The following is a 24,649-nucleotide window of genomic DNA, read 5'->3' as shown; positions in this document are numbered from 1 at the left end:
CAAATAGCTTTAAGCTTCTTTTGGCCGCTTCGCAATTTGACCTTGTTCAATATAAACTAACAAGATAGAAATATCTGCAGGGTTGACCCCAGAAATTCGGGATGCTTGCCCTACTGATAATGGGCGTACTTTTTTTAGCTTTTGTTTTGCTTCTGTAGCTAAACCACTAATTGCGTCATAATCAATATTTTCAGGGATGGATTTATTTTCCATTTTTTGCATGCGTTCAACCTGTTGTTTAGCTTTATCAATATAACCTTGATACTTAATTTGAATTTCAACTTGTTCTTGAACATCATTTGGCAAGTCTTGTTCTGATGAGGCTAGTTGATTAATCAATCCATAGCTTACTTCAGGGCGTTTTAATAAGTCTAAAGCTTTAATTGGTTCTTTTAGCCCTGTTCCACCTGCATCCATTAGCAGTTGATCTAGTTCTGCTGATGGTTTAATTGTTACCTTTGCCAATCTTTGTTTTTCTTGTTCAATGCTTGCTAGTTTTTGTTCAAACATTTGATAACGCTCTTCACTAATTAACCCCAAATTATAACCAATTTCCGTCAATCTAATATCTGCATTATCATGGCGTAGCAATAGTCGATATTCTGCACGTGATGTTAACAAACGATAAGGCTCATTTGTTCCTTTAGTCACGAGGTCATCGATTAATACACCGATATAGGCTTGAGATCGATCCAAAATAAGTGGTTCAAGGTTCAAAGCGCGAGCAGCTGCATTAATACCCGCCATCAGCCCTTGACCTGCTGCCTCTTCATAACCAGATGTTCCGTTAATTTGGCCTGCAGTAAATAAACCAGGGATATTTTTCACTTCTAGAGTTGGCCAAAGTTGTGTTGGTACTACTGCATCATATTCAATTGCATAACCCGGTCGCATAATTTCACTATTTTCTAAACCTGCTATTGTTCGTAACATATCATGTTGAACAAATTCTGGCAAAGAAGTTGAAAAGCCTTGTACATAGACTTCTTCCGTATTTCGTCCTTCAGGTTCAAGGAAAATTTGATGTCTTGGTTTATCATGAAAACGAACCACTTTATCCTCAATTGAAGGACAATAGCGTGGGCCGGTCCCTTTGATCATTCCAGAATACATCGCAGATAAACCTAAATTATCATTGATGATTTGATGGGTTTGCTCATTTGTATAAGTCAACCAGCAAGGAATTTGATCAAGAATCGCCTCTTTAGTCTCATAAGAAAAATGGCTCGGCTCTTCATCACCTGGTTGTATTTCTGTTTTTGAATAATCGATGGTCTTTGCATTTACACGAGGAGGTGTCCCTGTTTTGAAGCGAACTAGATCAAAACCTAGCTCTTCTAGATGTTCAGAAAGCTTAATTGATGGTCTTTGATTATTAGGTCCGCTTTGGTAAGACAGGTCACCAATAATGACGCTTCCTCTCATAAATGTTCCAGTCGTAATAATAACAGATTTTGCATAATAGGCGGCTTTTGTTTCGGTTATCACACCTTTACAAATGCCATCCTCTATGATTAGTCGTTCTACCATGGCTTGACGCATAGTTAAAAGATCTAATTGCTCAAGTTGATGTTTCATTTCTTGAATATACAATGGTTTATCGGCTTGAGCTCGTAATGCTCGTACAGCTGGACCTTTCCCAGTATTGAGCATTCGCATTTGAATATAGGTTTTATCAATGACTTTACCCATTAGTCCACCTAAAGCATCAATCTCTCGGACGACGACCCCTTTAGCGGGACCACCAATGGATGGATTACATGGCATAAAGGCAACCATATCTAAATTCAATGACAACATTAGTGTTTTTGCGCCACGCTTTACAGCTGCATTTGCAGCTTCTACCCCTGCATGGCCAGCACCAATGACAATTACGTCGTAATGTCCTGCATCATATATCATCTTTCTCCCTCCTTAAAATATACTATTTCCCTAAACAAAACTGTGAAAATAATTGATCAATTAAACTATCCTGAACGGTATCTCCAACTATCTCACCTAGCAATTCCCAAGTTCTCGTTACGTCAATTTGAATTAAATCAATTGGCATATCAGCATCTAAACCTGCTCGTGCATCATCTAATGCTCGCAAAGCTTGCTTCAAAAGCTGAATATGTCGAACGTTTGAGACATAAGTTAAATCTGTTGTTTCAATATTTCCTGTGAAAAATGTGTCTGCAATAGCTGTTTCTAATTGGTCTATCCCTTCCTCATTAACTAATGACGTTGCCACAATTGGGTTTCCATTCGCTAACCGTTCCACCTCTTCACGATCAATCGTTTGGGGTAAATCGGTTTTATTAATGAGGATAATTGTTTGTAGATCAGCTATCAAGTTAAATAGCTGACGATCTTGTTCAGTCAAAGGTTCATTATTATTTAAGACCAGTAGGATTAAATCTGCCTCTTTCAAGACTTGTCGAGAGCGTTCAACCCCTATTTTTTCAACAATATCATCAGTGTCTCTTATTCCAGCTGTATCGACTAGTCTTAGCGGGACACCCCTAACGTTTACATACTCTTCGATAATATCACGGGTTGTTCCTGGAATATCAGTGACAATCGCTTTATTTTCTTGAACGAGTGAATTCATTAAGGAGGATTTTCCTACATTAGGTCTGCCAATGATTGCAGTAGAAATACCTTCACGTAGTACCTTTCCTTGCTTTGCCATTGCGAGCAATCGTTCAATTTCTTGATAGACTTCACCGATTTTGTCAAACATAACCTGCTTCGTCATCTCTTCAACATCATCGTACTCAGGGTAATCAATATTTACCTCAACGTGGGCGACGGTCTCAATGAGCATCTGTCGTAGCCGTTGAATTAGCTTAGACAGCTTACCATCAAGCTGTTTCATGGCAACCCCCATTGCTTTATCCGTTTTAGCTCGGATTAAATCCATGACAGCTTCAGCTTGTGACAAATCAATACGCCCATTTAAAAAAGCACGCTTAGTAAACTCACCTGGTTCAGCTAATCGTGCTCCCTCCTGTAGAGTAAGCTCCAATAAGCGGTTAACTGATGCTAATCCCCCATGGCAATTAAGCTCAACAACATCTTCTCGCGTAAACGTTTTGGGTGCTCGCATCACGCTAACCATAACCTCTTCCACTAATTCATTCGTTGCAGGGTCAACAATTTTCCCATAATGAATCGTATGTGAGTCCACTTGGTTTAAATCCCGTCCACTAACCATTCGATTAGCAATCGTAATAGCTTGCTTTCCACTTAAACGGACAATTGCAATCGCCCCTTCTCCAATCGGGGTCGATATGGCCGCAATTGTATCAAATTCCATCGCTCTCACCTCCTTAAATTTACTATTTCCTAAATATATATTAAACATGTCTGTCAATTTATATTAACCATCACTAACTTAATAGAATAACATAAATCACAAGTAAAAAAAATAAATAATTTTATCCACTTGTGGATAAAATTAGCTCACCTTCAACTCAACCTACCGTTTGTCCACTGTGGATAACTCTTCGTCCGTCTTTCTACTTGTATTACATTTTACCAGAACTCTAATGGAAAAAGCTCAAAAATAGACTTTGCTTCTCTAATATAGATACTAAAAACGGCTAAACTAGCTTTTAGAACAATTTTCTCAAATCGTTTGTTATCGATTTTAATCATTTTTGAGTGAAATTTAACGGTCTTTCCTCGTTTTGAATCCGAGAAAAGACCGTTATTTAAGGCTGTTCAAAATAGCACCGAGTTGATCATTCAGCTTTCTTGAACACATACTATTAGAAAATTTTATTTAGTAATGTTACGTGCATACTAAACTTTCTGTTACAATAATGGCTTGATAACCACATGCCGATTAGGTTCTTTGCCATCTGAATAGGTTTCAACCTCATGATTATCCTGTAAAATACTATGAATAATTTTACGCTCGTAAGAAGGCATTGGTTCAAGTGCAACATGCTTCTTTATTTTTATTGCTTTGTCAGCCAAACGCTGAGCTAACTGCTCTAAAGTAGCCTGCCGCCGTTCCCGATAGCCTTCAGCATCAATAATAATTCTAAAGTGCTCGTTTGTATGACGATTCAACATAACTTGCACAAGATGTTGGATAGCATTAAGGGTTTGTCCACGTTTACCTATAATCATAGCTATTTTCTCACCTGATAAGTCAAAACGAATATTTTGTCCATCACGTTTTACATCAACGTCGACATCATTAGAAAAACTATGGGCAATTTGTTTTAAGTAGATTTTTGCCTGGTCAATTGGATCTTCTTTAATTGTTACTTTTACGATAGCTCGTTTAGCGCCAAATAAACCAAACATCCCTTTTTTACCTTCATCGATAATATCAATATGGACTTGGTCCTCTGTGGTGTTAAGTTGCTGCAAGGCTGATTGGACCGCATCATTAACTGTTTGTCCAGAAGCAGTAACTTGTTTCACTATTATTTTCCTCCCGCTTGTTGCTGAAATTTAAACGGTTTACGAATAAAAATAGTTTGTAATACCATAAAGACGTTACCAACAACCCAATATAGGGAGAGCGCTGCCGGGAAAAACATTGACATAGCACCAATCATAATTGGCATCATATACAGCATCATCGTCATTTGCGGACTACCAGCATTTTGAGTAGAGTTCGTACCAGCCATTGTTAATTTTTGTTGTAAGAAAGTAGCTGCTGCTGCTACAATCGGTAAAATATAAAATGGATCTGGTTGTGAAAGTTCAAACCAAAGGAAACTACCGTCCTGTAAGCCAGGTGTACGCATGATCGATTGATACAAGCCAATTAAAATCGGCATTTGAACAACCATTGGTAAACAGCCCGCCATTGGGTTTATCTTATTTTTTTGAAATAATTCCATCGTTTCTTGTTGTAATTTTTGTTGAGTTTGCGCATCTTTAGAGCTATACTTTTCTCTTAACTCTTGAAGCTTTGGCTGAATCTCTTGCATAGCTTTTGAACTTTTTAGTTGTTTAACATTTAATGGAATAAGCAAGGATCGAATTAATAACGTAACAACAACGATCGCCAAACCAAAGCTTCCTCCGAATATGTCAGCTACATTAGTAATTAACCATGATAGTGGGTAGACAAAATAGGAATCCCAAAATCCTGTACTCTCTGATGTGATTGGTTGGTTAACATCTCCACATCCAGATAAGAGTAGTACTAAACCAATTAAGGCCGTGACAAAAAAGACCTTCTTACGCATGATTTTCCTCCTTCATATACATTCATAGCATATATATGTAAAACTCAAGTGTTATTTTATCATTATCTTAGCGTTAATACTATAACGATCAGTAAATATATTTTTTTAATAAGAGGTTAAGATCTGCTTGATTCTAATTCGGTGTCTTTTGAACACGCACTTTACGTATATCTTTTACCAATAGTTTTGATTTAAATAACACATGAATTAAACTTTTTTTCGTTTGATGGAAGTCCAAATTATTTGCTGGTACTCTAGCTATCACAACAAAATCATAAGTTGGCTTAATATCCAATTCTAATTCTAAAAAGGCTTGTCTTAGATAGCGCTTTATTCGATTTCTCACTACAGCATTGCCTACTTTTTTAGAAACGGATAAACCAACTCTAAAATGTGGTTGAGCCTCTTTAGGGAGATAATATAAGACAAGCTGACGATTAGCAAATGATTTGCCCTGCTTAAAAACCTTCTGGAACTCATCATTGGTTTTTAATCGATAACTTTTCTTCATCTTTTCTTGCTACCCCCAATTTTTCATAGCTAACGATATTAACTAATATGGCTACTCAATTTTAATTTATTAGCTGATAAAGTACCATTTTATCGCAGTGTAACTGGCTGGGGCTGTGATTACTCGCCCCATCGAAGTGCTTTTGTAAGACTCCCACTTTAAGAAATAAGGGAACACGTCATCTCTAAGTGGGAGATGAAAAAAACACTGAACGAATTTTCACTTTATAAGTAGAAAAGACCACTGACATATTTTCAGTGGCCTATGCTGATAAGACTTTTCTTCCTTTTTTACGACGGCGAGCTAAAACATTACGTCCGTTTTTAGTACTCATACGAGAACGAAATCCATGAACTTTTTTTCGTTTACGATTATTTGGTTGAAATGTGCGTTTCATTATATATTACACCTCCCTGAGGAATTAAAAATCAACTATAATTAGACAGTCCAATACATTATACGTAATATAGCATTTATCTGTCAACCACTATTCCAAGAAACGTTTTTTGAATTCTCCCTCAACTACCTTATCAAATTTGAATGTGGCTCTCAACTGAACCAGTAAAAGATTTCGCCAAACAAAATCGTTCGCATCTTGTTCTCAGAAACAACATGATCACTTTCCTTAGTTTGATCGGAATAAACTATCTACTCTCAATAGACTCCCCCCTCGACTCTAGCACCTTTTGGGCAACAGACTTCTGACTAAAGTTCCCTATTTCTATTCAATGACGAAAAAGCTACATTTTAATTAAGACAAATAGTCATCCACAACTACTGTGAATAGTACTAGATTTTTTATAAATATCCACACAATTTATCGACAAAATAATAACAGTTTCACATATTGTGGACGAAATTTGTTAACATCATAAGTTTTTTGTGGATAACTGTCGAGTTGCCTTGCGTTTTCAGCTTTTTTTTGGTATCATATTTGTGGTTAATACATAAATTTCGTGGGGACTTCGGAGAAAATATCCACATCCAGTGGATAACCTGTGGACATTTATTAACATACTTGTTTATTTACTTATGCACAGGTTTGTGTATAAGTTGTATAAATTGACTTGTTCTTAGTTAACTATTAGATAATTTATCCACATAGATGAATAGTAACCTTTCGATCTTGTTTGCAAAAAATAAGATTGCGAGAGGTTTTTTATTTCTTATCTTAAGATCTGTGGCCTAAAGTGTAGGAGAAAGGAGTTCGCCAGCAATGGAGAATATTGAAGAACTATGGGACAGCACACTGTCGGCAATAAAAGAGAAGGTCAGTAAGCCTAGCTTTGATACATGGCTAAAAAATACGAAAGCCGATAGTATTACGGAAGACACATTAATCGTCTCTGCTCCTAATGAATTTGCCCGTGATTGGTTAGAAAGTCGTTATACCAAATTAATTTCTGATGCTATCTTTGAAGTTACAGGAGCAAAGCTTCAAACAAAGTTTATCATACCGGAGTCAGAGCAAAATATTGAGGCTAACGCCCAGCAGGCAATGAAACTTCCAACGATTAAAGATCAAGATCAACAAGATCATTCCAAGACCATGTTAAATGATAAATATACATTTAACACATTTGTTATCGGTTCTGGGAATCGATTTGCGCATGCCGCTTCACTTGCAGTTGCGGAAGCCCCTGCAAAAGCCTATAATCCTTTATTTATCTATGGAGGCGTGGGGCTAGGAAAAACCCATTTAATGCACGCTATTGGTCACTACGTATTGGACCATAACCCGAATGCTAAGGTTGTTTATTTATCTTCAGAAAAATTCACCAATGAATTTATTAACTCGATTCGGGATAATAAAGCTGAGAATTTCCGCAGTAAGTATCGCAATGTTGATGTCCTGCTCATTGATGATATTCAATTTTTAGCTGGCAAGGAACAAACACAAGAGGAGTTTTTCCATACCTTTAATACCTTACACGAAGAAAGTAAGCAAATTATTATTTCTAGTGATCGACCACCTAAAGAAATTCCTACATTAGAGGACCGGCTTAGATCACGTTTTGAATGGGGACTTATTACCGATATTACGCCACCTGATTTAGAAACACGGATTGCCATTTTGCGAAAAAAAGCCAAAGCTGAAGGACTTGAAATCCCTAATGAGGTTATGCTTTATATCGCCAATCAAATTGATACAAATATACGTGAGCTTGAAGGTGCATTAATTAGGGTCGTTGCATACTCCTCATTAATTAATCAAGATATTGATGCAGCACTTGCTGCTGAAGCCTTAAAAGATATTATTCCTAATAATCGACCAAAAGTAATTACCATAGCTGCCATTCAAGAACTAATTGCTGAAAAATATAATCTGAAACTAGAAGAATTTGCAGCTAAGAAAAGAACCAAGTCCGTTGCATTTCCACGTCAGATCGCTATGTATCTTTCAAGAGAATTGACTGACTTCTCGTTGCCTAAAATCGGTGAAGAATTTGGCGGACGTGATCATACAACTGTTATCCATGCCCATGAAAAAATCTCAAAATTAATAAGTGAGGATCAACTGCTTAATCGTGAAATAGAAGAAATTAAAGAGCAACTGAAAAGCCTATAGTTAATGTCTATTAGGTTATCTGTGAATGATGTGGAAAAAAATTAACTGCTATTCACACTTTATCCACAAGTGGATAACCAATGATTTATTCACGTCAACATAAGTTATCCACATACTCACAGCGCCTATTACTATTACTACTATATTTTTATTAATAATTAATATATACTATACTTCCATTAGGAGGATTTTGTTTATGAAATTTGTAATTAAACGTGATTTATTAATTGAAAGTATTCAACACGTCATGAAAGCCATCTCTTCTCGTGTGACGATTCCGATTTTGTCAGGGATAAAGATTGAAGCCAATCAAGATGGGATAAAATTAACAGGAAGTGACGCTGATATTTCGATTGAATCCTTTATTCCGAGAGAAGAAGACGGTATTGTTAACATTGAAGAAATAGAAGCTGGAAGTATTGTTGTGCAAGCTAAATATTTTCCTGATATTATTCGTAAGCTTCCATTGAAAACCGTAGAAATAAATACAGATGATCAATTTCAAGTCAATATTATTTCAGGTGGGGCTGAATTTCATTTGAATGGTCAAGATGCTGCAGAATATCCACAGCTTCCTGTTCTACATACGGATAATAGCTTTGAATTAAAAAATGATTTATTGAAAGAGGTTATTAGACAAACAGTCTTTGCAGTATCCACAGTAGAAACACGTCCTATTCTTACAGGGGTTAATATGAATTTAGATAATGGGCAAATAAAATTTGTCGCAACGGATAGTCACCGCCTTGCCTCAAGAGAACTGCCATTAACGACGAACCACGATCTAAGTTTTAAAAATATTGTTATCCCGGGAAGAAGTTTAGCAGAACTAAGTAAAATTATTGATGATAATGAAGAGAATATAACGATAAGTGTAACGGAGAACCAAATCTTATTTCAAACAAAGCATTTGTATTTTCTATCTCGACTATTAGATGGGAATTATCCTGAAACTTCTCGCTTAATACCAGATCAAAGTAAAACAACAGTCTTAACTAAGACAAAAGAACTGCTCCAAGCCATTGATCGAGCCTCTTTGCTAGCTAAAGAAAATCGTAATAATGTGGTTAAACTAGAGACCAGAGCCAATCACCAATTAGTGATTAGCAGTAATACACCTGAAGTTGGGCAGGTTATAGAAGAAGTAACAACAGAAGAAATTACCGGAGATGAATTAAAGATTTCATTTAGTGCTAAATATATGATGGATGCTCTTAAAATCATACAAGAAGAGTATGTGACGATCAAGTTTACTGGGGCGATGCGACCATTTATTATTCAACCAAATGAGAATGATCAAATTTTACAGTTAATACTACCTGTTAGAACTTATTAATCAACAAGATAGAGCGATTTTTTCGCTCTATCTTCTTTTAGCTACACATAGCCAAAACGATCAATTGGCGACTGATTTGCTTAAGCGTGGTCAGTATTTATATCGAATGCACCTTGGCACATTTGCGTCATCCACTGGAGACTTTAACTTTTTTTTCAATATTTGCATTCCTCTCGCCACTTGTAGCAGTGGTAGTCTTCTATTGTTTCCAGTTAAATCATTCTAATCGATTGGATGGACATAAGTCCTCTGACCTCGATCGTCTGGTTTAGATTACTTGATATTATCACTCAGGTACTTTGCTATTTGCTTAAACTTTAGTAAAATAAAAGGAAGGCGATGAGATGTACGGAATAACCTTTACATGATAATAGGGGGATACACTTATGGAAATAAACGATATTACTATAAATTCTGAATATATTCAGCTAGGGCAATTTTTAAAACTAGCCAATATTGTTGAATCAGGTGGTATGGTTAAAATCTTTCTCGCTGAATACCCAGTCATTATTAACAATCAGCCTGATCAAAGAAGAGGTCGGAAGCTTTATCCTAACGATTTAATTGAAATAGAAGATATCGGCGTTTTTCGTATTGTCAGGGCTACCTGATTTATTAACCAAAAGGTAGGCTAACTCATGTATATTAACAATTTAAACTTGACCTATTACCGTAATTATCAAGATCTATCTGTCACCTTTGATGATCGTGTAAATGTTATTATTGGGCAAAATGCACAAGGCAAAACAAATCTAATGGAAGCTATCTATGTTTTGGCTTTTACTAAATCCTATCGAGCTGCTAAAGATAAAGAACTTATTCAATGGGATCAAAACTATGCTAAAATAGAAGGTACCGTATTTAAAAGACAACAGCAATTCCCGTTAGAAATGCAATTTTCGACAAAGGGGAAAAAAGCAAAACTAAACCATATCGAACAACAGCGACTGAGTGACTATATTGGCGCCCTTAATGTCGTAATGTTTGCACCTGAAGATTTATATTTAGTAAAGGGTATCCCCCAAGTTAGAAGACGTTTTATTGATATGGAAATAGGCCAAATACAGCCAATTTATATCTATCATCTTACGCAATATCAAAAAGTCTTGAAACAACGCAATTATCTATTAAAATCATTACAACGTGAGAAGAGTCCAGATTTAACGATGCTAGAAGTATTAACCGAGCAATTAATCGAGCATGCGAGTATCATCATTGAAAAGCGATTTATCTTCTTAAAGCTATTGCGAGAATGGGCAGAAGCGATTCACCATAGCATTAGTCAGCAAAGGGAAGAGCTCACAATCGGTTATCACGCGACTGTCGAGGTATTAGAAAGCGATGATAAGGAAAAAATAAAGATAGCCTATTTAGATCTATTTCAAAAAAACCGAGAAAAGGAAATTGAACGTGGGACAACATTAGTCGGACCTCATCGGGATGACTTAATTTTTTACGTTAATGGACGAGATGTTCAAACCTATGGCTCGCAAGGTCAGCAACGGACTACAGCTTTAGCTTTGAAGTTAGCAGAAATCGAGTTAATAAAGGCTGAGGTAGGAGAATATCCAATCCTGTTATTAGATGATGTATTAAGTGAGCTGGATCAATATAGACAGTCACATTTACTGCACACAATCCAAGGAAAAGTGCAAACATTTGTTTCGACAACAAGTATAAGTGATATTCAGCATGAAACAATCCAACAGGCTGAATTATTTTTTGTGGAGAATGGTACGATAACTCAGCAGAAAAGAGGGTGACAAATGTTTATTCATATCGGAGATGACCAAGTTATTCGCTCAGACGATATTATTGCAATGATTGATCAACAATATATCGCTTCCTCTACCATTAATGAGGAACTGATTGAAAATCATGAAGAGCAAGAAGAAGCTGAAGAGCTAGATAGTGAAGTCACAAAGTCGATTATTATTACGAAAGATTGTGTTTACTATAGTCCACTCTCGATTGCAACATTAAAAAAACGAGCGAGCATGCTTTCCACTTTAAGTCATTTAGATGATTATACAGACAGCGAAACATTAGAGATCGATTAAGGAAGACTAACAGAAAGCTAGAAAAATAATAAATCGATTCTGATTTTTTTATATAGATAAAATGACGACTATTGTTTAGTCGAAATGAGAAGTGTAGGTGAATTCAAGTGACGATTGAAGAAAACAACAACATAAATGAAGAACAATATGATGAGAATCAGATCCAGGTTTTAGAAGGACTTGAAGCAGTACGAAAGCGACCAGGAATGTATATTGGCTCAACAAGTGAAAAAGGTTTACATCACCTTGTCTGGGAGATTGTTGACAATAGTATTGATGAAGCTTTAGCAGGCTACTGTGATCATATTCAAGTGATAATCGAGGCAGATAACAGTATTACCGTTACCGATAATGGGCGAGGAATCCCTGTTGGTATTCACGAAAAGACAGGCCGACCAGCTGTTGAAGTTATCATGACTGTTTTACATGCTGGAGGAAAGTTCGGTGGCGGTGGGTATAAAGTGTCTGGTGGTTTACACGGGGTAGGTGCATCGGTTGTTAATGCATTGTCTACTTCTTTAGAGGTTTATGTCCACCGTGATAATAACATTTATTTTCTTGGTTTTGAAAAAGGTGTACCTAAAAATGAACTTGAAGTCATTGGAGAAACGGATGTTACGGGTACACGTACACATTTCACTCCAGATCCAGAAATATTTGAAGAAACAACTGTATATAACTATGATACTCTCGCTTATCGATTACGAGAACTGGCTTTTTTAAACAAAGGCTTGCGAATTAGTATTGAAGATAAACGCCAAGAACAGGTTAAGCGAGAAGATTTCTATTATGAGGGCGGAATTAAGTCTTATGTTGAACATTTAAATCAATCGAAGGAAGTTTTGCATGAGCCATTTTATGCAGAGAAAGAAGAGCAAGGGATTACAGTAGAGGTAGCTATTCAATATAATGATGGCTTCGCTAGTCAAATTTACTCTTTTGCTAACAACATTCATACCTATGAGGGTGGTATGCATGAATCAGGATTCAAAACAGGCTTGACACGTGTGATTAATGACTATGCCCGTAAAAATAACTTGTTTAAGGAAGCAGACCCTAACTTAACAGGTGATGATGTGCGTGAGGGGTTAACAGCAATTATTTCGATTAAACACCCCGATCCACAGTTTGAAGGACAGACCAAGACAAAGCTTGGTAATAGCGAAACTAGGACGATTACGGATGCGACATTTAGTGAGCTGTTCTCTAAATTTCTCTTTGAGAACCCAGACACAGCTAAAATCATTGTAGAAAAAGGTTTAATGGCTTCCCGTGCCCGGCTAGCGGCCAAAAAGGCACGTGAGCTTACCCGACGAAAAGGTGCCTTAGAAATATCTAATTTACCGGGTAAACTAGCTGATTGCTCTTCACGTGATGCGACCATAAGTGAGCTTTATATTGTTGAGGGAGATTCAGCAGGTGGATCTGCTAAGCAAGGTCGAGATCGTCATTTTCAGGCTATTTTGCCATTACGTGGGAAAATTATCAATGTTGAGAAAGCACGTTTGGACAAAATTTTATCAAATAATGAGATTCGCTCAATTATCACAGCTTTAGGTACCGGAATTGGTGAAGACTTTGATATTACCAAAGCACGTTATCATAAAATTGTCATTATGACTGATGCTGACGTTGATGGTGCACACATCCGGACATTATTATTAACATTCTTTTATCGTTATATGCGCCCGTTAATTGATCACGGTTATGTTTACATTGCTCAACCACCTTTGTATAAGGTACAGCAAGGAAAAGCTATTTATTATGCTTATAATGAGAATGAAATGGAACGAATCATTAGAGAGCTACCTAAACAACCAAAGCCTGGGTTACAACGTTATAAAGGTCTAGGAGAAATGAATTCCACCCAACTTTGGGAAACGACTATGGATCCTGACAATCGAACACTGCTACAAGTGAATTTAGAAGATGCAATAGAAGCGGATCTGATCTTCGATATGTTAATGGGAGATAAGGTCGAACCGCGACGGAACTTTATTCAAGATAATGCTGTTTATGTGAAAAATTTAGATATTTAAATAAACAGTCAGTTGAACGAGTTTCCTTAGTTGAATAGGAGGTTTTTGGATGGTGGATAATCAACGTCCTCAAGTACAAGAAGTAAATATTGGTAATGAAATGCGTACATCTTTCTTAGATTATGCCATGAGCGTAATTGTCTCTCGAGCCCTTCCAGATGTTCGAGATGGATTAAAGCCTGTGCATCGTCGAATTTTATATGCGATGAATGACTTAGGTATGCATTCTGATAAGGCCTATAAGAAATCTGCTCGGATCGTCGGTGACGTGATCGGGAAGTATCACCCTCATGGTGATTCATCGGTGTATGAAGCAATGGTCAGAATGGCACAAGATTTTAGCTATCGTTATATGCTTGTAGATGGACATGGAAATTTTGGATCTGTAGATGGTGATCCAGCAGCAGCGATGCGATATACCGAAGCAAGAATGTCTAAGATATCGATGGAAATTATGCGTGATATCAACAAGGATACCATTGATTACATGGATAACTATGATGGCTCAGAGCGTGAACCGAAAGTTTTACCTGCCCGTTTCCCAAATTTATTAGTTAACGGAGCTTCTGGTATTGCAGTAGGGATGGCGACCAATATTCCGCCACATCAATTAGGAGAGACTATTGACGCCGTATTAGCTATTAGTGAAAACCCTGACATCACGATTGAAGAATTGTTAGAAAACCATCTATATGGACCTGACTTTCCTACCGGTGGTATTATTTTAGGGCGTTCCGGGATTCGAAAAGCCTATCAAACCGGAAAAGGATCAATTACCGTTCGGGCCAAAGTCGAAATTGAAGAGCAAGCAAACGGTAAAGCAAGAATTTTAGTGACAGAATTACCTTATCAAGTAAATAAGGCCAAGCTTATAGAAAAGATTGCTGAGTTAGCTCGTGATAAAAAAATTGAAGGGATTACTGATCTACGCGATGAATCAGACCGAAATGGAATGAGAATCGTAATTGAGCTTCGCCGTGATGCCAATCCTAATGTTTTATTAAATAATTTATATAAGCAAACAGCCTTACAAACTTCGTTTGGTATTAACATGCTGGCACTCGTTGATGGACAGCCAAAGGTGCTAAATTTAAAACAAGCCCTATCTCATTATCTAGAACACCAAAAGGAAATCATCCGTCGACGTACAGCGTACGAATTGAAAAAGGCAGAAGCTCGGGCCCATGTTTTAGAAGGACTTAGAATTGCACTTGATCATATTGATGCTATTATTGCCTTGATTCGTCAGTCTAAAACTGCAGATGAGGCGCGGACGGCGTTGATGACCAACTATAATTTAAGTGAGAAACAAGCACAGGCTATTCTTGATATGCGTCTGCAGCGTTTAACAGGTTTGGAACGAGAAAAAATTGAAGAAGAGTATCGCGAATTAATATCATTAATTCGTGAGCTAAAAGAAATTTTAGCAAATGAGGAAAGAGTATTAGAGATTATTCGGGAAGAACTAGAAGATATTAAAACACGTTATAATGATCAGCGTCGTACAGAAATTGCGGCCGGAGGTTTTGACTTCTTTGAAGATGAGGATTTAATCCCAGAAGAGAATATTGTCATTACCTTAACACATAAAGGCTACATTAAACGTTTACCGTCATCGACCTATCGTACTCAGCGTCGAGGTGGAAGAGGTGTCCAAGGTATGGATACTAATGAGGATGATTTTGTAGAGCACCTCGTCTCTACCTCTACACATGATACAGTGCTGTTTTTTACTAACAAAGGTAAAGTATATCGTCTAAAAGGTTATGAAATACCTGAGTATGGCCGCACGGCTAAAGGTTTACCGATTATCAATTTATTAGAAATAGATAAAGGTGAATGGATTAATGCTGTGATTACCGTCCATGAATTTGAGGATGATTGGTATTTATTCTTTACAACTAAGCATGGAATATCCAAGCGGACACAATTAAGTCAGTTTGCTAATATTCGTAAGGGTGGCTTAATTGCTTTAAATCTCCGTGAAGAAGATGAACTGATTTCTGTTCGCTTAACAGATGGCAAGAAAGATATTATGATTGCGACGCGAAATGGATCCTTGATTCGTTTTGAAGAAACACAGATTCGAGCTATGGGTCGGACAGCAGCAGGTGTGAAGGGAATTTCATTACGTGATGATGATGAAGTAGTCTCAATGGAGATTGTAGAAGCAGGTTATTATGTGCTTAATGTGACAGAGAATGGATACGGTAAGCAAACGCCTATTGAGGAATACCGAATGATTAATCGTGGTGGTAAAGGTGTGGCGACCTGTAACATTACAGAAAAAACAGGTAAGGTCGTAGCGGTTAAAGCAGTTAATGGTGAAGAAGACCTGATGATTATTACCGAAACTGGTGTCTTAATTCGTATGCCAGTCAACAGCATTTCCAAAACAGGTCGAAACACACAAGGGGTTCGTTTAATCCGATTGCAAGATAATGAGAAGGTTGCAACTGTGGCACGAATAGAGCCACAAGAAGATGAAGCAGATGAAACAGACGAAACAGAAACTCAAACCTTAGCAGAAGAGAATTAAACCTCAAGCAAAATGTATGATCGTGTGTTCAAATAGTTAGCCATGATCGTATGTCGAGCTAACCGGTTTTTAGCAAATTAGGATCAGCTATAGAAAAGCAGCAAAAAAGCTATGCTAAAAGCTGATAACTTTTTTGAACGATATAGCAAAGGCAGGTGGAACTAGTGGAGGTACATCCAGATCAGCTTATTCCGCAATGTGTTATCGAGTCAGATGTATATAGTAAGACACGTAATCCAATTGTTAAACGCGATACCGTACTTGATGATCAGCACATTGACGTATTAAAACGCTTTTTGATTACGAAGGTAGAGGTATCAGAAAAGCTTGCGAATGGACATGCCTTTTCTCCTGTTCCACAGCAGGATAAGCGAAGTACAGAGACGGAAGGACCAAAGATAGATTCAAGTTTGTCTCCTTTTCTAGCTGATTATCATCGTGTTGTTGACCAATACAAACGTATGTTTAGCCAGTGGCAAAGTGGTGCTGCTTTAGATATTCAGGCCATTCAAAATTTGTTGCTGCCTTTGCTTAACCAAGCTGACGCTTATCAAGCAGAAGTGTTTTTATTAGCTAATCAATCAACGGAAAAAGACTATCTCTATCACCATCATGTAGCTGTAAGTTTACTATCTGCCATCACAGCAAAACGCTCAGGCTTTGATCGAGATTGGCTTCAAATTAGCTTAGCTGCTTTTATTTCTGATAGTGGTATGGCTAAGCTTCCTGAAGGATTGTATCAAAAAAGAGGCAGGCTTTCGTCAGCAGAGCGTGAACAATTAGAAAAGCATCCTACCTTTTCCTATCATTTAGTTGAAAGAATCACCAATTTAACAAAGGAAGCTAAATTAGCGATTCTCCAGCATCATGAGAAGGTCAACGGGAAAGGTTACCCATTAGGAGTTAAGGGAGGTCAAATCCATCCCTATGCCAAAATAATTGCTATAGCAGATGCCTTTCACGCCATGACATCAAACCGCTTTTATCAAAATCAGCGTGCCTTCTTTGCTGTTATGAAAGAAATGAACGGACTAGCTCAGCAGCATTTTGACCAGCATTACTTAAATGTTTTTTTTACATGTCTAGAGGATGCTCTATTAGGACGAAACGTTTATTTATCAGATGGGAGAACAGCCACTTTAGTTGCCTTAGAGTTTAATGCACTCCCTGAATTATTACTACAAATCCACCGTACTTACGAAGTTATCGCGATTGGAGCGAAGGATGATCTAAGGATTCAACATTTTATTAATGAATGAATTGACCTTTGGTTTAACTAATTTTCTTGATACGAAAGGCTGCCTATCGAGTTTTCATCTTTGAGCTAAGCGAGTCTGGGCGGTGCAACGTATCCGATTAGATAGCTTGGTTAGTGGAGAAAACTAACCAAGTCTAAGCTTTGCCACTGATGTTGGCAAATAGATAGAGAATAACAATAATTTGATAACTTGGAGCAGCATTCATTTAAAGAACGGACGCTATATCACCTCGAAATGTCTTGAAGTGATGCCCGGACGAAACTATGTATGGCTGCTCCAAGTCTTTTTTATTACAGTTAGATAAAATTAGCTAATCTGTTAATATTTTAATATGTTACAATCTTTCGACTTTTCTGATTAAACTGAATTTAATTAATGAGACTGAACAGTTGCGAAAAAAGGTTGAAAAAGCTGAATGGTTATCGTATTGTAAATAACAATAAGAAAAAGAGCATGACTAGATTAAAGAGAAAAAGAAACTAAAAGGAGGAGTAATAATGAGGGAGGACAAGTTTACCAAAGAAGGCCTAACGTTTGATGATGTTTTGTTAATTCCTGCACAGTCAGAGGTATTACCTCGAGATGTATCGATTAAAACGACATTGAGCGATGGCTTAAAGTTGAACATGCCTTTAATTAGTGCTGGTATGGACACTGTTACCGAAGCAGAAATGGCGATTTCGATGGCCCGCCAAGGCGGAATTGGTATCATCCATAAGAATATGTCTATTGAAGACCAAGCCGAGCACGTTGATCGTGTTAAACGCTCAGAGAGTGGTGTTATTACAAATCCATTTTTCTTAATGCCCGATAATCAAGTTTTTGATGCTGAGCATTTAATGGGTAAATTCAGAATTTCAGGTGTTCCAATTGTCAATAATAAGGAAGATCAAGTGCTTGTAGGTATTTTAACCAATCGTGATTTACGTTTTATTGAAGATTATTCAATAAAAATATCAGAAGTCATGACGAGTGAAAATCTTGTTACTGCTCCTGTAGGGACTACATTGGAAGAAGCAAGCAAAATACTACAAAAGCATCGGATTGAAAAGTTACCACTTATTGATAATAATGGAGTTTTAAAAGGTTTAATAACCATTAAAGATATAGAGAAAGTTATTGAATTTCCGAACTCAGCCAAAGATAGCCAGGGACGGCTTCTTGTCGGTGCTGCCGTTGGGATTACCATTGATGCGATGACACGTGTAGACAAGCTAGTTGAAGCAGGTGTTGATGTCATTGTTATAGATACAGCCCATGGCCATTCTAAAGGAGTCATCGATCAAGTAAAACGTGTCAGAGAAAAATACCCTCATTTAGATATCATTGCTGGAAATGTGGCTACAGCAGAAGCAACGAAGGCATTGATTGAGGCAGGTGCTTCGATCGTTAAAGTTGGTATTGGACCTGGATCAATTTGTACAACCCGAGTAGTTGCAGGGGTGGGTGTTCCACAAATTACAGCGATCAATGATTGTGCTGCAGAGGCAGATAAATACGGTATTCCAGTTATTGCTGATGGCGGGATTAAATATTCTGGTGATATTGCCAAAGCAATTGCAGCAGGGGCGAAAGCAGTTATGCTAGGAAGCCTATTTGCAGGAGTAAGTGAAAGTCCTGGAGAGACTGAAATTTACCAAGGTCGACGCTACAAAGTATATCGAGGTATGGGTTCTGTTGGAGCGATGAAGTCAGGCTCGAAAGACCGTTATTTTCAAGATACGAATGATGCTAAGAAACTTGTACCTGAAGGTATCGAAGGCCGTGTTGCCTATAAAGGTCCTCTATCTGATACCGTACATCAGTTGCTTGGAGGTTTACGAGCCGGTATGGGGTACTGTGGTGCTAAAGACATTGAAGCCTTTAGACAAGATGCTCAATTCATTCGAATGTCTGGTGCAGGCTTACGAGAGTCTCACCCTCATGATGTACAAATAACGAAAGAAGCTCCTAACTACTCTGTTCAATAAGAATTACTAAAAAGGCGAGTCCCATTGGGATAAGCCTTTTTATTTTGCTAGCAACCTCGCAATGAGTACGATGGTTTAATAGGATTAGGGTATTTTTTCCTGATTTTCATATCATTAAACATTGCTCGTTCAACTTAGATAAAGGCAAAAATGTGATCGTCTTTAGTCTGGAAAAAAATACAGTTCAAAAGTAGATATCGTAAAGAAAAGGAATATGGTAGAATAACGGTTGTGGAACAAATTATTTTGGGGGTAAATGAAGTTGAAAAAAATACTGAATAAGACCTTAATAGGCTTTCTAATCATATGTACAATGATATTATTTAACGGCAAACCTTTAACTTTAGAAGCACAAGCTTTAGATATTGCAGCAGAGTCTGCCATTTTAGTAGATGCAAATACAGGTGATATCTTATTTGCTAAAAATGCAGATATTAAGTTACCTCCAGCAAGTATGACCAAGATGATGACTGAATATTTAGTCTTAGAAGCGATTAATCAAGATCAAATAAGCTGGGAGACAACCGTTCAAATTAGTGATTATGCCTATAGTATTGCAGCCAATACGTCTTTTTCTGGCATAGGTTTAAGACAGAATAAGGACTATACGGTGCGGGAATTATATGAAGCAATGGCTATCATTTCAGACAATGCTGCTACCATTGCTTTAGCTGAATTAGTAGCAGGTAGTGAAGGTGAATTTGTCAAGTTAATGAATCAAAAGGGAACAGAGCTCGGTTTAACCGACTTTGAATTTGTCAATTCAAGCGGGCTAACCAACGCAAGTCTAGGTGATAATTATCCAGAAGGTACGGATCCAGATGCTGATAATCTAATTTCAGCACGTTCGGCTGCTACTTTAGCTTACCATCTTGTGAATGATTATCCAGAGGTTTTAGATTTTTCTAGTACGATCCATTCTGAGTTAGATGGTGAGCCTTTAGAAAATTTAAATTGGATGCTACCTTGGAATAATACAAACTTTGCTCAATATTTCTATGAAGGTGTTGATGGTTTAAAAACAGGTTACACCACAGAGGCGGGTTATTGTTTTACTGGAACAGCAGTAAGAGATGGACAACGTTTAATTACGGTCGTCATGCGGACGGATAGCTATGGCTCACGCTTTATGGAAACACAAAAGCTTTTAAACTATGGCTTTAATGAATTTAATCATACTGAGCTATATCCTGCAGGGTATCAGCTAGAAAATCAATCATTGTTGGAAGTAAGTAAAGGTAAAGAAAAAGAAGTTGAAATTGAACTAGCTGATAGTCTTTCATCAATGGTTCGTGTCGGTGAAGAAGAAGGCTATTCAATTGAGTATATTATTGATGAAAATAAATTAAATGAAGATGGACAGTTAATCGCTCCTTTGGAACGTGGAGAGAAAGTTGGAGAAGCACGATTAGTTTATGATGGTAATGGAGATTATGGCAATATTAAATCTGATCGTAATGGACAAACTGTCGATTTAATTACAGTAACTGAAGTTGAACAAGCCAATTGGTTTATGCTAACCCTGAATGCAATTGGTGACTTTTTTGCTAATATCTTTACCACAGTCGTTGAAACGGTCAAAGGCTGGTTTTAGTGGGTTTTGAATATAGCGGAATATACTGGTTAAGCTATGATGAAGGCAGATCTTTAATTAAGATGAATAAACATTTTTATCGCAGTGTAACTGGCTAGGGCTACGATTACTCGCCCCATCGAAGGTCTTTTGTAAGACTCCCAGTTCAAGAAATAAGGGAACACGTCATATCTCTACCATTTAAATAAATCGATAAAAGGCCTTGCATCTTAAGGATCTTTTCGCTATGATATATTAAAATCATTGAAATTTATAATACGTTGATAGGAATTAGTAACCAATCTTTTTTCTTAAGAGAGCTAGTGGTTGGTGTGAACTAGTGTGAAAATATGGTGAATCCATCCTTGAGTGATATGTGGTCAAAAACATATCCGGTTTAAACCGTTATCTTGAAATGAAGTTGGAAGACATAGTGTCTTCAATCAGGGTGGCATCGCGGGAATAGCTCTCGTCCCTAATATTTAATTAGGGATGGGAGTTTTTTGTGTTTTTTATCGCAGTGTAACTGGCTGGGGCTGCAATTACTCACCCCATCGAAGGGTTTTTGTAAGACTCCCAGTTCAAGAAATAAGGGAACACGTCATGTCTAAATGGGAGATCCAGCAGCCAATAACGGCCCGATTGGTTCAACTCACGTTCAGTGGGGGGGAGAGGAAGCTGACTAGGTTCGCGACGTCGTGCCGCAACGCCTGCACGAGCACATCCTCTCGGTCGAAACACGCACTTTCACTTTATTTTAGTAAGATTAGCGTTAACTTTAATTAATTTGGAGGAATGAATGATGTTAGATGTAAAAGTATTAAGACAAAATTTTGCAGAGGTCCAAGCTAAGTTAAAGCATCGAGGTGAGGACCTAACAGATCTCAATCAATTTCCAATACTTGATCAATCACGTCGAGAATTAATTGCCAAAACAGAGGAATTAAAAGCAAAGCGAAATGATGTTAGTAAGGAAATTGCCAGCCTAAAAAAGGATAAGAAGAATGCCGACCATTTAATTCAAGAAATGCGTGCAGTTAGTGACCAAATTAAAGAAATAGATCGTGAGTTAAATCAAGTTGAAGCAAAGTTTGAGCAATTATTACTGTCAATCCCAAATATCCCACACGAATCAACACCAGTCGGTAATTCTGAAGAAGACAATGTAGAAGTACGTAAATGGGGAGAAGTAAAGACGACAGACTATGAATTAAAACCGCATTGGGATATAGCAGCCGATCTAGGATTATTAGATTTTGAACGGGCTGCAAAAGTTACGGGTAGTCGGTTTGTTTTTTATACTGGTTTAGGGGCAAGGTTAGAGCGTGCATTAATTAGCTTTATGATGGATTTACATGCAGATCAGCATGGTTATTGTGAGATGCTACCACCTTACATGGTGAACCGAACAAGCTTAACAGGAACGGGCCAATTACCTAAATTTGAGGAAGATGCGTTTAAAATACAAGATTGGGACTACTTTTTAGTCCCAACTGCAGAGGTCCCTGTTACCAATTTTTATCGTGATGATATTTTATCAATTGAACAATTACCACAAAAATTTGTAGCCTATAGTGCTTCATTCCGTTCAGAGGCTGGGTCTGCTGGCCGTGATACAAGAGGTCTTATTCGCCAGCACCAGTTTAATAAGGTGGAGCTAGTCCATTTTGTTAAGCCTGAAGATTCCTACCAAACGTTAGAGGAATTAACAGGACATGCCGAGAAAGTGTTACAGCTTTTAGAATTACCATACCGAGTCATGAGTATGTGTACAGCGGATTTAGGTTTTACAGCAGCTAAAAAGTATGACATTGAAGTTTGGATGCCAAGCAATGATACTTATCGAGAGATCTCGTCTTGCTCCAACTTTGAAGATTTTCAAGCTCGTCGTGCTGGTATTCGTTTTCGCCGTGCTGATAAAGCAAAGCCTGAATTCGTCCATACTTTAAATGGCTCAGGACTTGCCATTGGACGGACGGTAGCTGCCATTTTAGAAAATTATCAAAATGAAGATGGCAGTGTGACAGTCCCAACGGTTTTACAGCCTTATATGGGCGGGAAAACAATTATTCAGTAAAAAAATTTAGAAAAATATTGACAGGTATAATGAGAACTGATAATATAAATCTTGTCGTCAGTTCACGGAGGAATACCCAAGTCCGGCTGAAGGGATCGGTCTTGAAAACCGACAGGGGCTTCACGGCCCGCGGGGGTTCGAATCCCTCTTCCTCCGCCATATTATACTTATGGACGATATCAGATCTTATCATTTAGGTGATAAGATCTTTTTAATTATTTAACTATATTCAGTAGAAGTCCTTAATTTCTATAAGTGGTGAGATGAATGCCTATTTGTATTGATTCAGTGGGGGCACAACTGCGGCTGAATAAGGTTAAAGCCTCCGAAAGCTGCCATAGTTTTAACAGCAATTTTTGAGCGGAGCTCGATAAAATCTGGGCGCTAATCTGATAAGAGGTATTTGATCTAATAGTTAGAATATTCAGGGTTTTAAACTGTACAGGAATATCATATTTTGGTAGGATACAATCAGATATGGAGGTTTTTAATCAATGAATAAAATCACGTTTATTGGTGCGGGATCCATGGCGGAAGCTTTAATTGCTGGTATGGTCACAGCCGAATTTTCACCCAAATCCATTGTTGTAACCAATAAGTCAAACACTCGTCGTCTAGCTGAATTAAATAATAAGTATCATATTCAAGTTGAACAAAAGCTTAGCGAAGCTGTTTCAGAAGCAGATATCCTTGTGCTTGCGGTTAAACCAAAGGATGCCCAAACTGCTTTAGAACATATAAAATCATTTATAAATAAAGAGATGCTTATTATTTCAATTATGGCTGGTATACCCACAACATATATTGAACAGTTTTTAAATCGAGATATGGCTGTCATCCGAGCAATGCCCAATACCTCATCCATGGTGGGGTTAAGTGCAACAGCGATAGCAAAAGGAACCTTTGCCAATGATGAGCATGTAAAAATGGCCAGACAAATGTTTGAAACAGTTGGGATTGTTGAACAAGTTTCAGAGGAAGACATTCACATCGCAACTGCCATTGCTGGAAGTGGTCCAGCTTACTTTTATTATATCGTAGAGGCAATGGAAGAAGCGGCCATAGCATTAGGGTTATCAGAAGCTAGCGCAAAAGCACTGATTAATCAAACACTTTTAGGTGCTGCCCAAATGCTTAACCAATCAACTGCTTCTCCTGCTGAGCTACGCAAAAAAATAACTAGCCCAAACGGTACAACAGAAGCTGGTATCGCTAGCCTTGAAACAGATCAGACTGATCAAATTGTAAAAAAAGCAATCCAAGCAGCTTACCAAAGGTCAATTGAATTAGGGAATAATCGTTAAGCTAATCAAATCTATACGTTATCTGCTTGCTCAAAGGGTCATTTTAACTTCATTCAGCAGAAGTCTTCTACTTTTATAAGTGGTGAGGTGAAGGTAGCTTTGTATTCCATTCAGTGGGGGTACAAACCCCTGCTGAATAAAGTTAAAGGCTTATTTGGTTTCACAAACTCCATTATATTAACTAATAGTTTATAAATGTTTGAACCTCTAAAAA

General features: G+C 37.6%; 18 protein-coding genes, 1 tRNA gene and 1 other annotated feature. Of the genes, 13 read left to right on the top strand and 6 right to left on the bottom strand.

Annotated features, from left to right (window positions below; all coding sequences use genetic code 11):
- Positions 1–9: 9 nt before the first annotated feature.
- The 6 genes from mnmG to rpmH form a co-directional block, all read right to left on the bottom strand.
- Positions 10–1,902, bottom strand: a complete 1,893-nt coding sequence (gene mnmG / locus ASE01S_RS07070) for a tRNA uridine-5-carboxymethylaminomethyl(34) synthesis enzyme MnmG (protein ID WP_067840391.1) — start codon at positions 1,900–1,902, stop codon at positions 10–12.
- A gap of 22 nt (positions 1,903–1,924) precedes the next feature.
- Positions 1,925–3,301, bottom strand: a complete 1,377-nt coding sequence (mnmE, locus tag ASE01S_RS07065) for a tRNA uridine-5-carboxymethylaminomethyl(34) synthesis GTPase MnmE (protein WP_067840389.1) — start codon at positions 3,299–3,301, stop codon at positions 1,925–1,927.
- A 500-nt stretch (positions 3,302–3,801) separates the two neighbouring features.
- A complete protein-coding gene (gene jag / locus ASE01S_RS07060) occupies positions 3,802–4,422 on the bottom strand; it encodes an RNA-binding cell elongation regulator Jag/EloR (RefSeq protein ID WP_067840387.1) in 621 nt (206 codons plus the stop codon).
- Between the two features lie 2 nt (positions 4,423–4,424).
- Positions 4,425–5,198, bottom strand: a complete 774-nt coding sequence (gene spoIIIJ / locus ASE01S_RS07055; protein ID WP_067840385.1) for a YidC family membrane integrase SpoIIIJ — start codon at positions 5,196–5,198, stop codon at positions 4,425–4,427.
- 133 nt (positions 5,199–5,331) lie between these two features.
- Entirely contained in the window at positions 5,332–5,709 is a 378-nt protein-coding gene (rnpA, locus tag ASE01S_RS07050) for a ribonuclease P protein component (RefSeq protein WP_067840382.1), read from the bottom strand.
- A gap of 262 nt (positions 5,710–5,971) precedes the next feature.
- Positions 5,972–6,106 (bottom strand): 50S ribosomal protein L34, encoded by a 135-nt coding sequence (rpmH, locus tag ASE01S_RS07045; RefSeq protein ID WP_017471599.1) that lies wholly within the window; start codon positions 6,104–6,106, stop codon positions 5,972–5,974.
- A gap of 819 nt (positions 6,107–6,925) precedes the next feature.
- On the opposite strand from rpmH, the gene dnaA reads away from it, so the two are divergent.
- From dnaA to proC, 13 genes are all read left to right on the top strand, one after another.
- The gene (dnaA, locus tag ASE01S_RS07040) at positions 6,926–8,278 is read left to right on the top strand and encodes a chromosomal replication initiator protein DnaA (protein ID WP_067840380.1); all 1,353 of its coding nucleotides are present in this window, start codon (positions 6,926–6,928) and stop codon (positions 8,276–8,278) included.
- Positions 8,279–8,474: 196 nt separating this feature from the next.
- On the top strand, positions 8,475–9,614 hold the full coding sequence (gene dnaN, locus ASE01S_RS07035; protein WP_067840378.1) for a DNA polymerase III subunit beta: 1,140 nt from the start codon (positions 8,475–8,477) through the stop codon (positions 9,612–9,614).
- A gap of 386 nt (positions 9,615–10,000) precedes the next feature.
- Positions 10,001–10,225 carry a S4 domain-containing protein YaaA gene (gene yaaA / locus ASE01S_RS07030; protein ID WP_067840376.1) on the top strand — a complete coding sequence of 75 codons (225 nt, stop codon included), beginning with the start codon at positions 10,001–10,003 and terminating at the stop codon, positions 10,223–10,225.
- A gap of 27 nt (positions 10,226–10,252) precedes the next feature.
- Positions 10,253–11,377 carry a DNA replication/repair protein RecF gene (gene recF, locus ASE01S_RS07025; RefSeq protein WP_067840373.1) on the top strand — a complete coding sequence of 375 codons (1,125 nt, stop codon included), beginning with the start codon at positions 10,253–10,255 and terminating at the stop codon, positions 11,375–11,377.
- Positions 11,378–11,380: 3 nt separating this feature from the next.
- Positions 11,381–11,674 carry an extracellular matrix regulator RemB gene (gene remB, locus ASE01S_RS07020; protein WP_067840371.1) on the top strand — a complete coding sequence of 98 codons (294 nt, stop codon included), beginning with the start codon at positions 11,381–11,383 and terminating at the stop codon, positions 11,672–11,674.
- 131 nt (positions 11,675–11,805) lie between these two features.
- Positions 11,806–13,713 (top strand): DNA topoisomerase (ATP-hydrolyzing) subunit B, encoded by a 1,908-nt coding sequence (gene gyrB / locus ASE01S_RS07015; protein WP_373277939.1) that lies wholly within the window; start codon positions 11,806–11,808, stop codon positions 13,711–13,713.
- A gap of 49 nt (positions 13,714–13,762) precedes the next feature.
- Positions 13,763–16,252, top strand: a complete 2,490-nt coding sequence (gyrA, locus tag ASE01S_RS07010) for a DNA gyrase subunit A (RefSeq protein ID WP_067840367.1) — start codon at positions 13,763–13,765, stop codon at positions 16,250–16,252.
- Positions 16,253–16,416: 164 nt separating this feature from the next.
- Entirely contained in the window at positions 16,417–17,511 is a 1,095-nt protein-coding gene (locus tag ASE01S_RS07005; RefSeq protein WP_067840364.1) for an HD-GYP domain-containing protein, read from the top strand.
- A 497-nt stretch (positions 17,512–18,008) separates the two neighbouring features.
- Positions 18,009–19,481, top strand: coding sequence for an IMP dehydrogenase (gene guaB, locus ASE01S_RS07000; RefSeq protein WP_067840361.1), 1,473 nt, complete (start codon positions 18,009–18,011; stop codon positions 19,479–19,481).
- A 262-nt stretch (positions 19,482–19,743) separates the two neighbouring features.
- Positions 19,744–21,075: a D-alanyl-D-alanine carboxypeptidase family protein gene (locus ASE01S_RS06995; protein ID WP_067840359.1), complete on the top strand. Its 1,332-nt coding sequence runs from the start codon at positions 19,744–19,746 to the stop codon at positions 21,073–21,075.
- Positions 21,076–21,326: 251 nt separating this feature from the next.
- Positions 21,327–21,534 (top strand) — a binding site (T-box leader).
- Between the two features lie 322 nt (positions 21,535–21,856).
- Positions 21,857–23,131, top strand: coding sequence for a serine--tRNA ligase (serS, locus tag ASE01S_RS06990; protein WP_067840356.1), 1,275 nt, complete (start codon positions 21,857–21,859; stop codon positions 23,129–23,131).
- Positions 23,132–23,197: 66 nt separating this feature from the next.
- Positions 23,198–23,290 (top strand) — tRNA-Ser (locus ASE01S_RS06985).
- 335 nt (positions 23,291–23,625) lie between these two features.
- Positions 23,626–24,435, top strand: a complete 810-nt coding sequence (gene proC, locus ASE01S_RS06980; protein ID WP_067840353.1) for a pyrroline-5-carboxylate reductase — start codon at positions 23,626–23,628, stop codon at positions 24,433–24,435.
- The last annotated feature ends 214 nt before the right edge of the window (positions 24,436–24,649 follow it).

This window comes from Amphibacillus sediminis NBRC 103570 (assembly GCF_001552275.1).
Lineage (GTDB): Bacteria > Bacillota > Bacilli > Bacillales > Amphibacillaceae > Amphibacillus_B > Amphibacillus_B sediminis.
The sequence above is the reverse complement of the archived record's forward strand: the minus strand, read 5'-3'. Positions and strand labels throughout refer to the sequence as shown.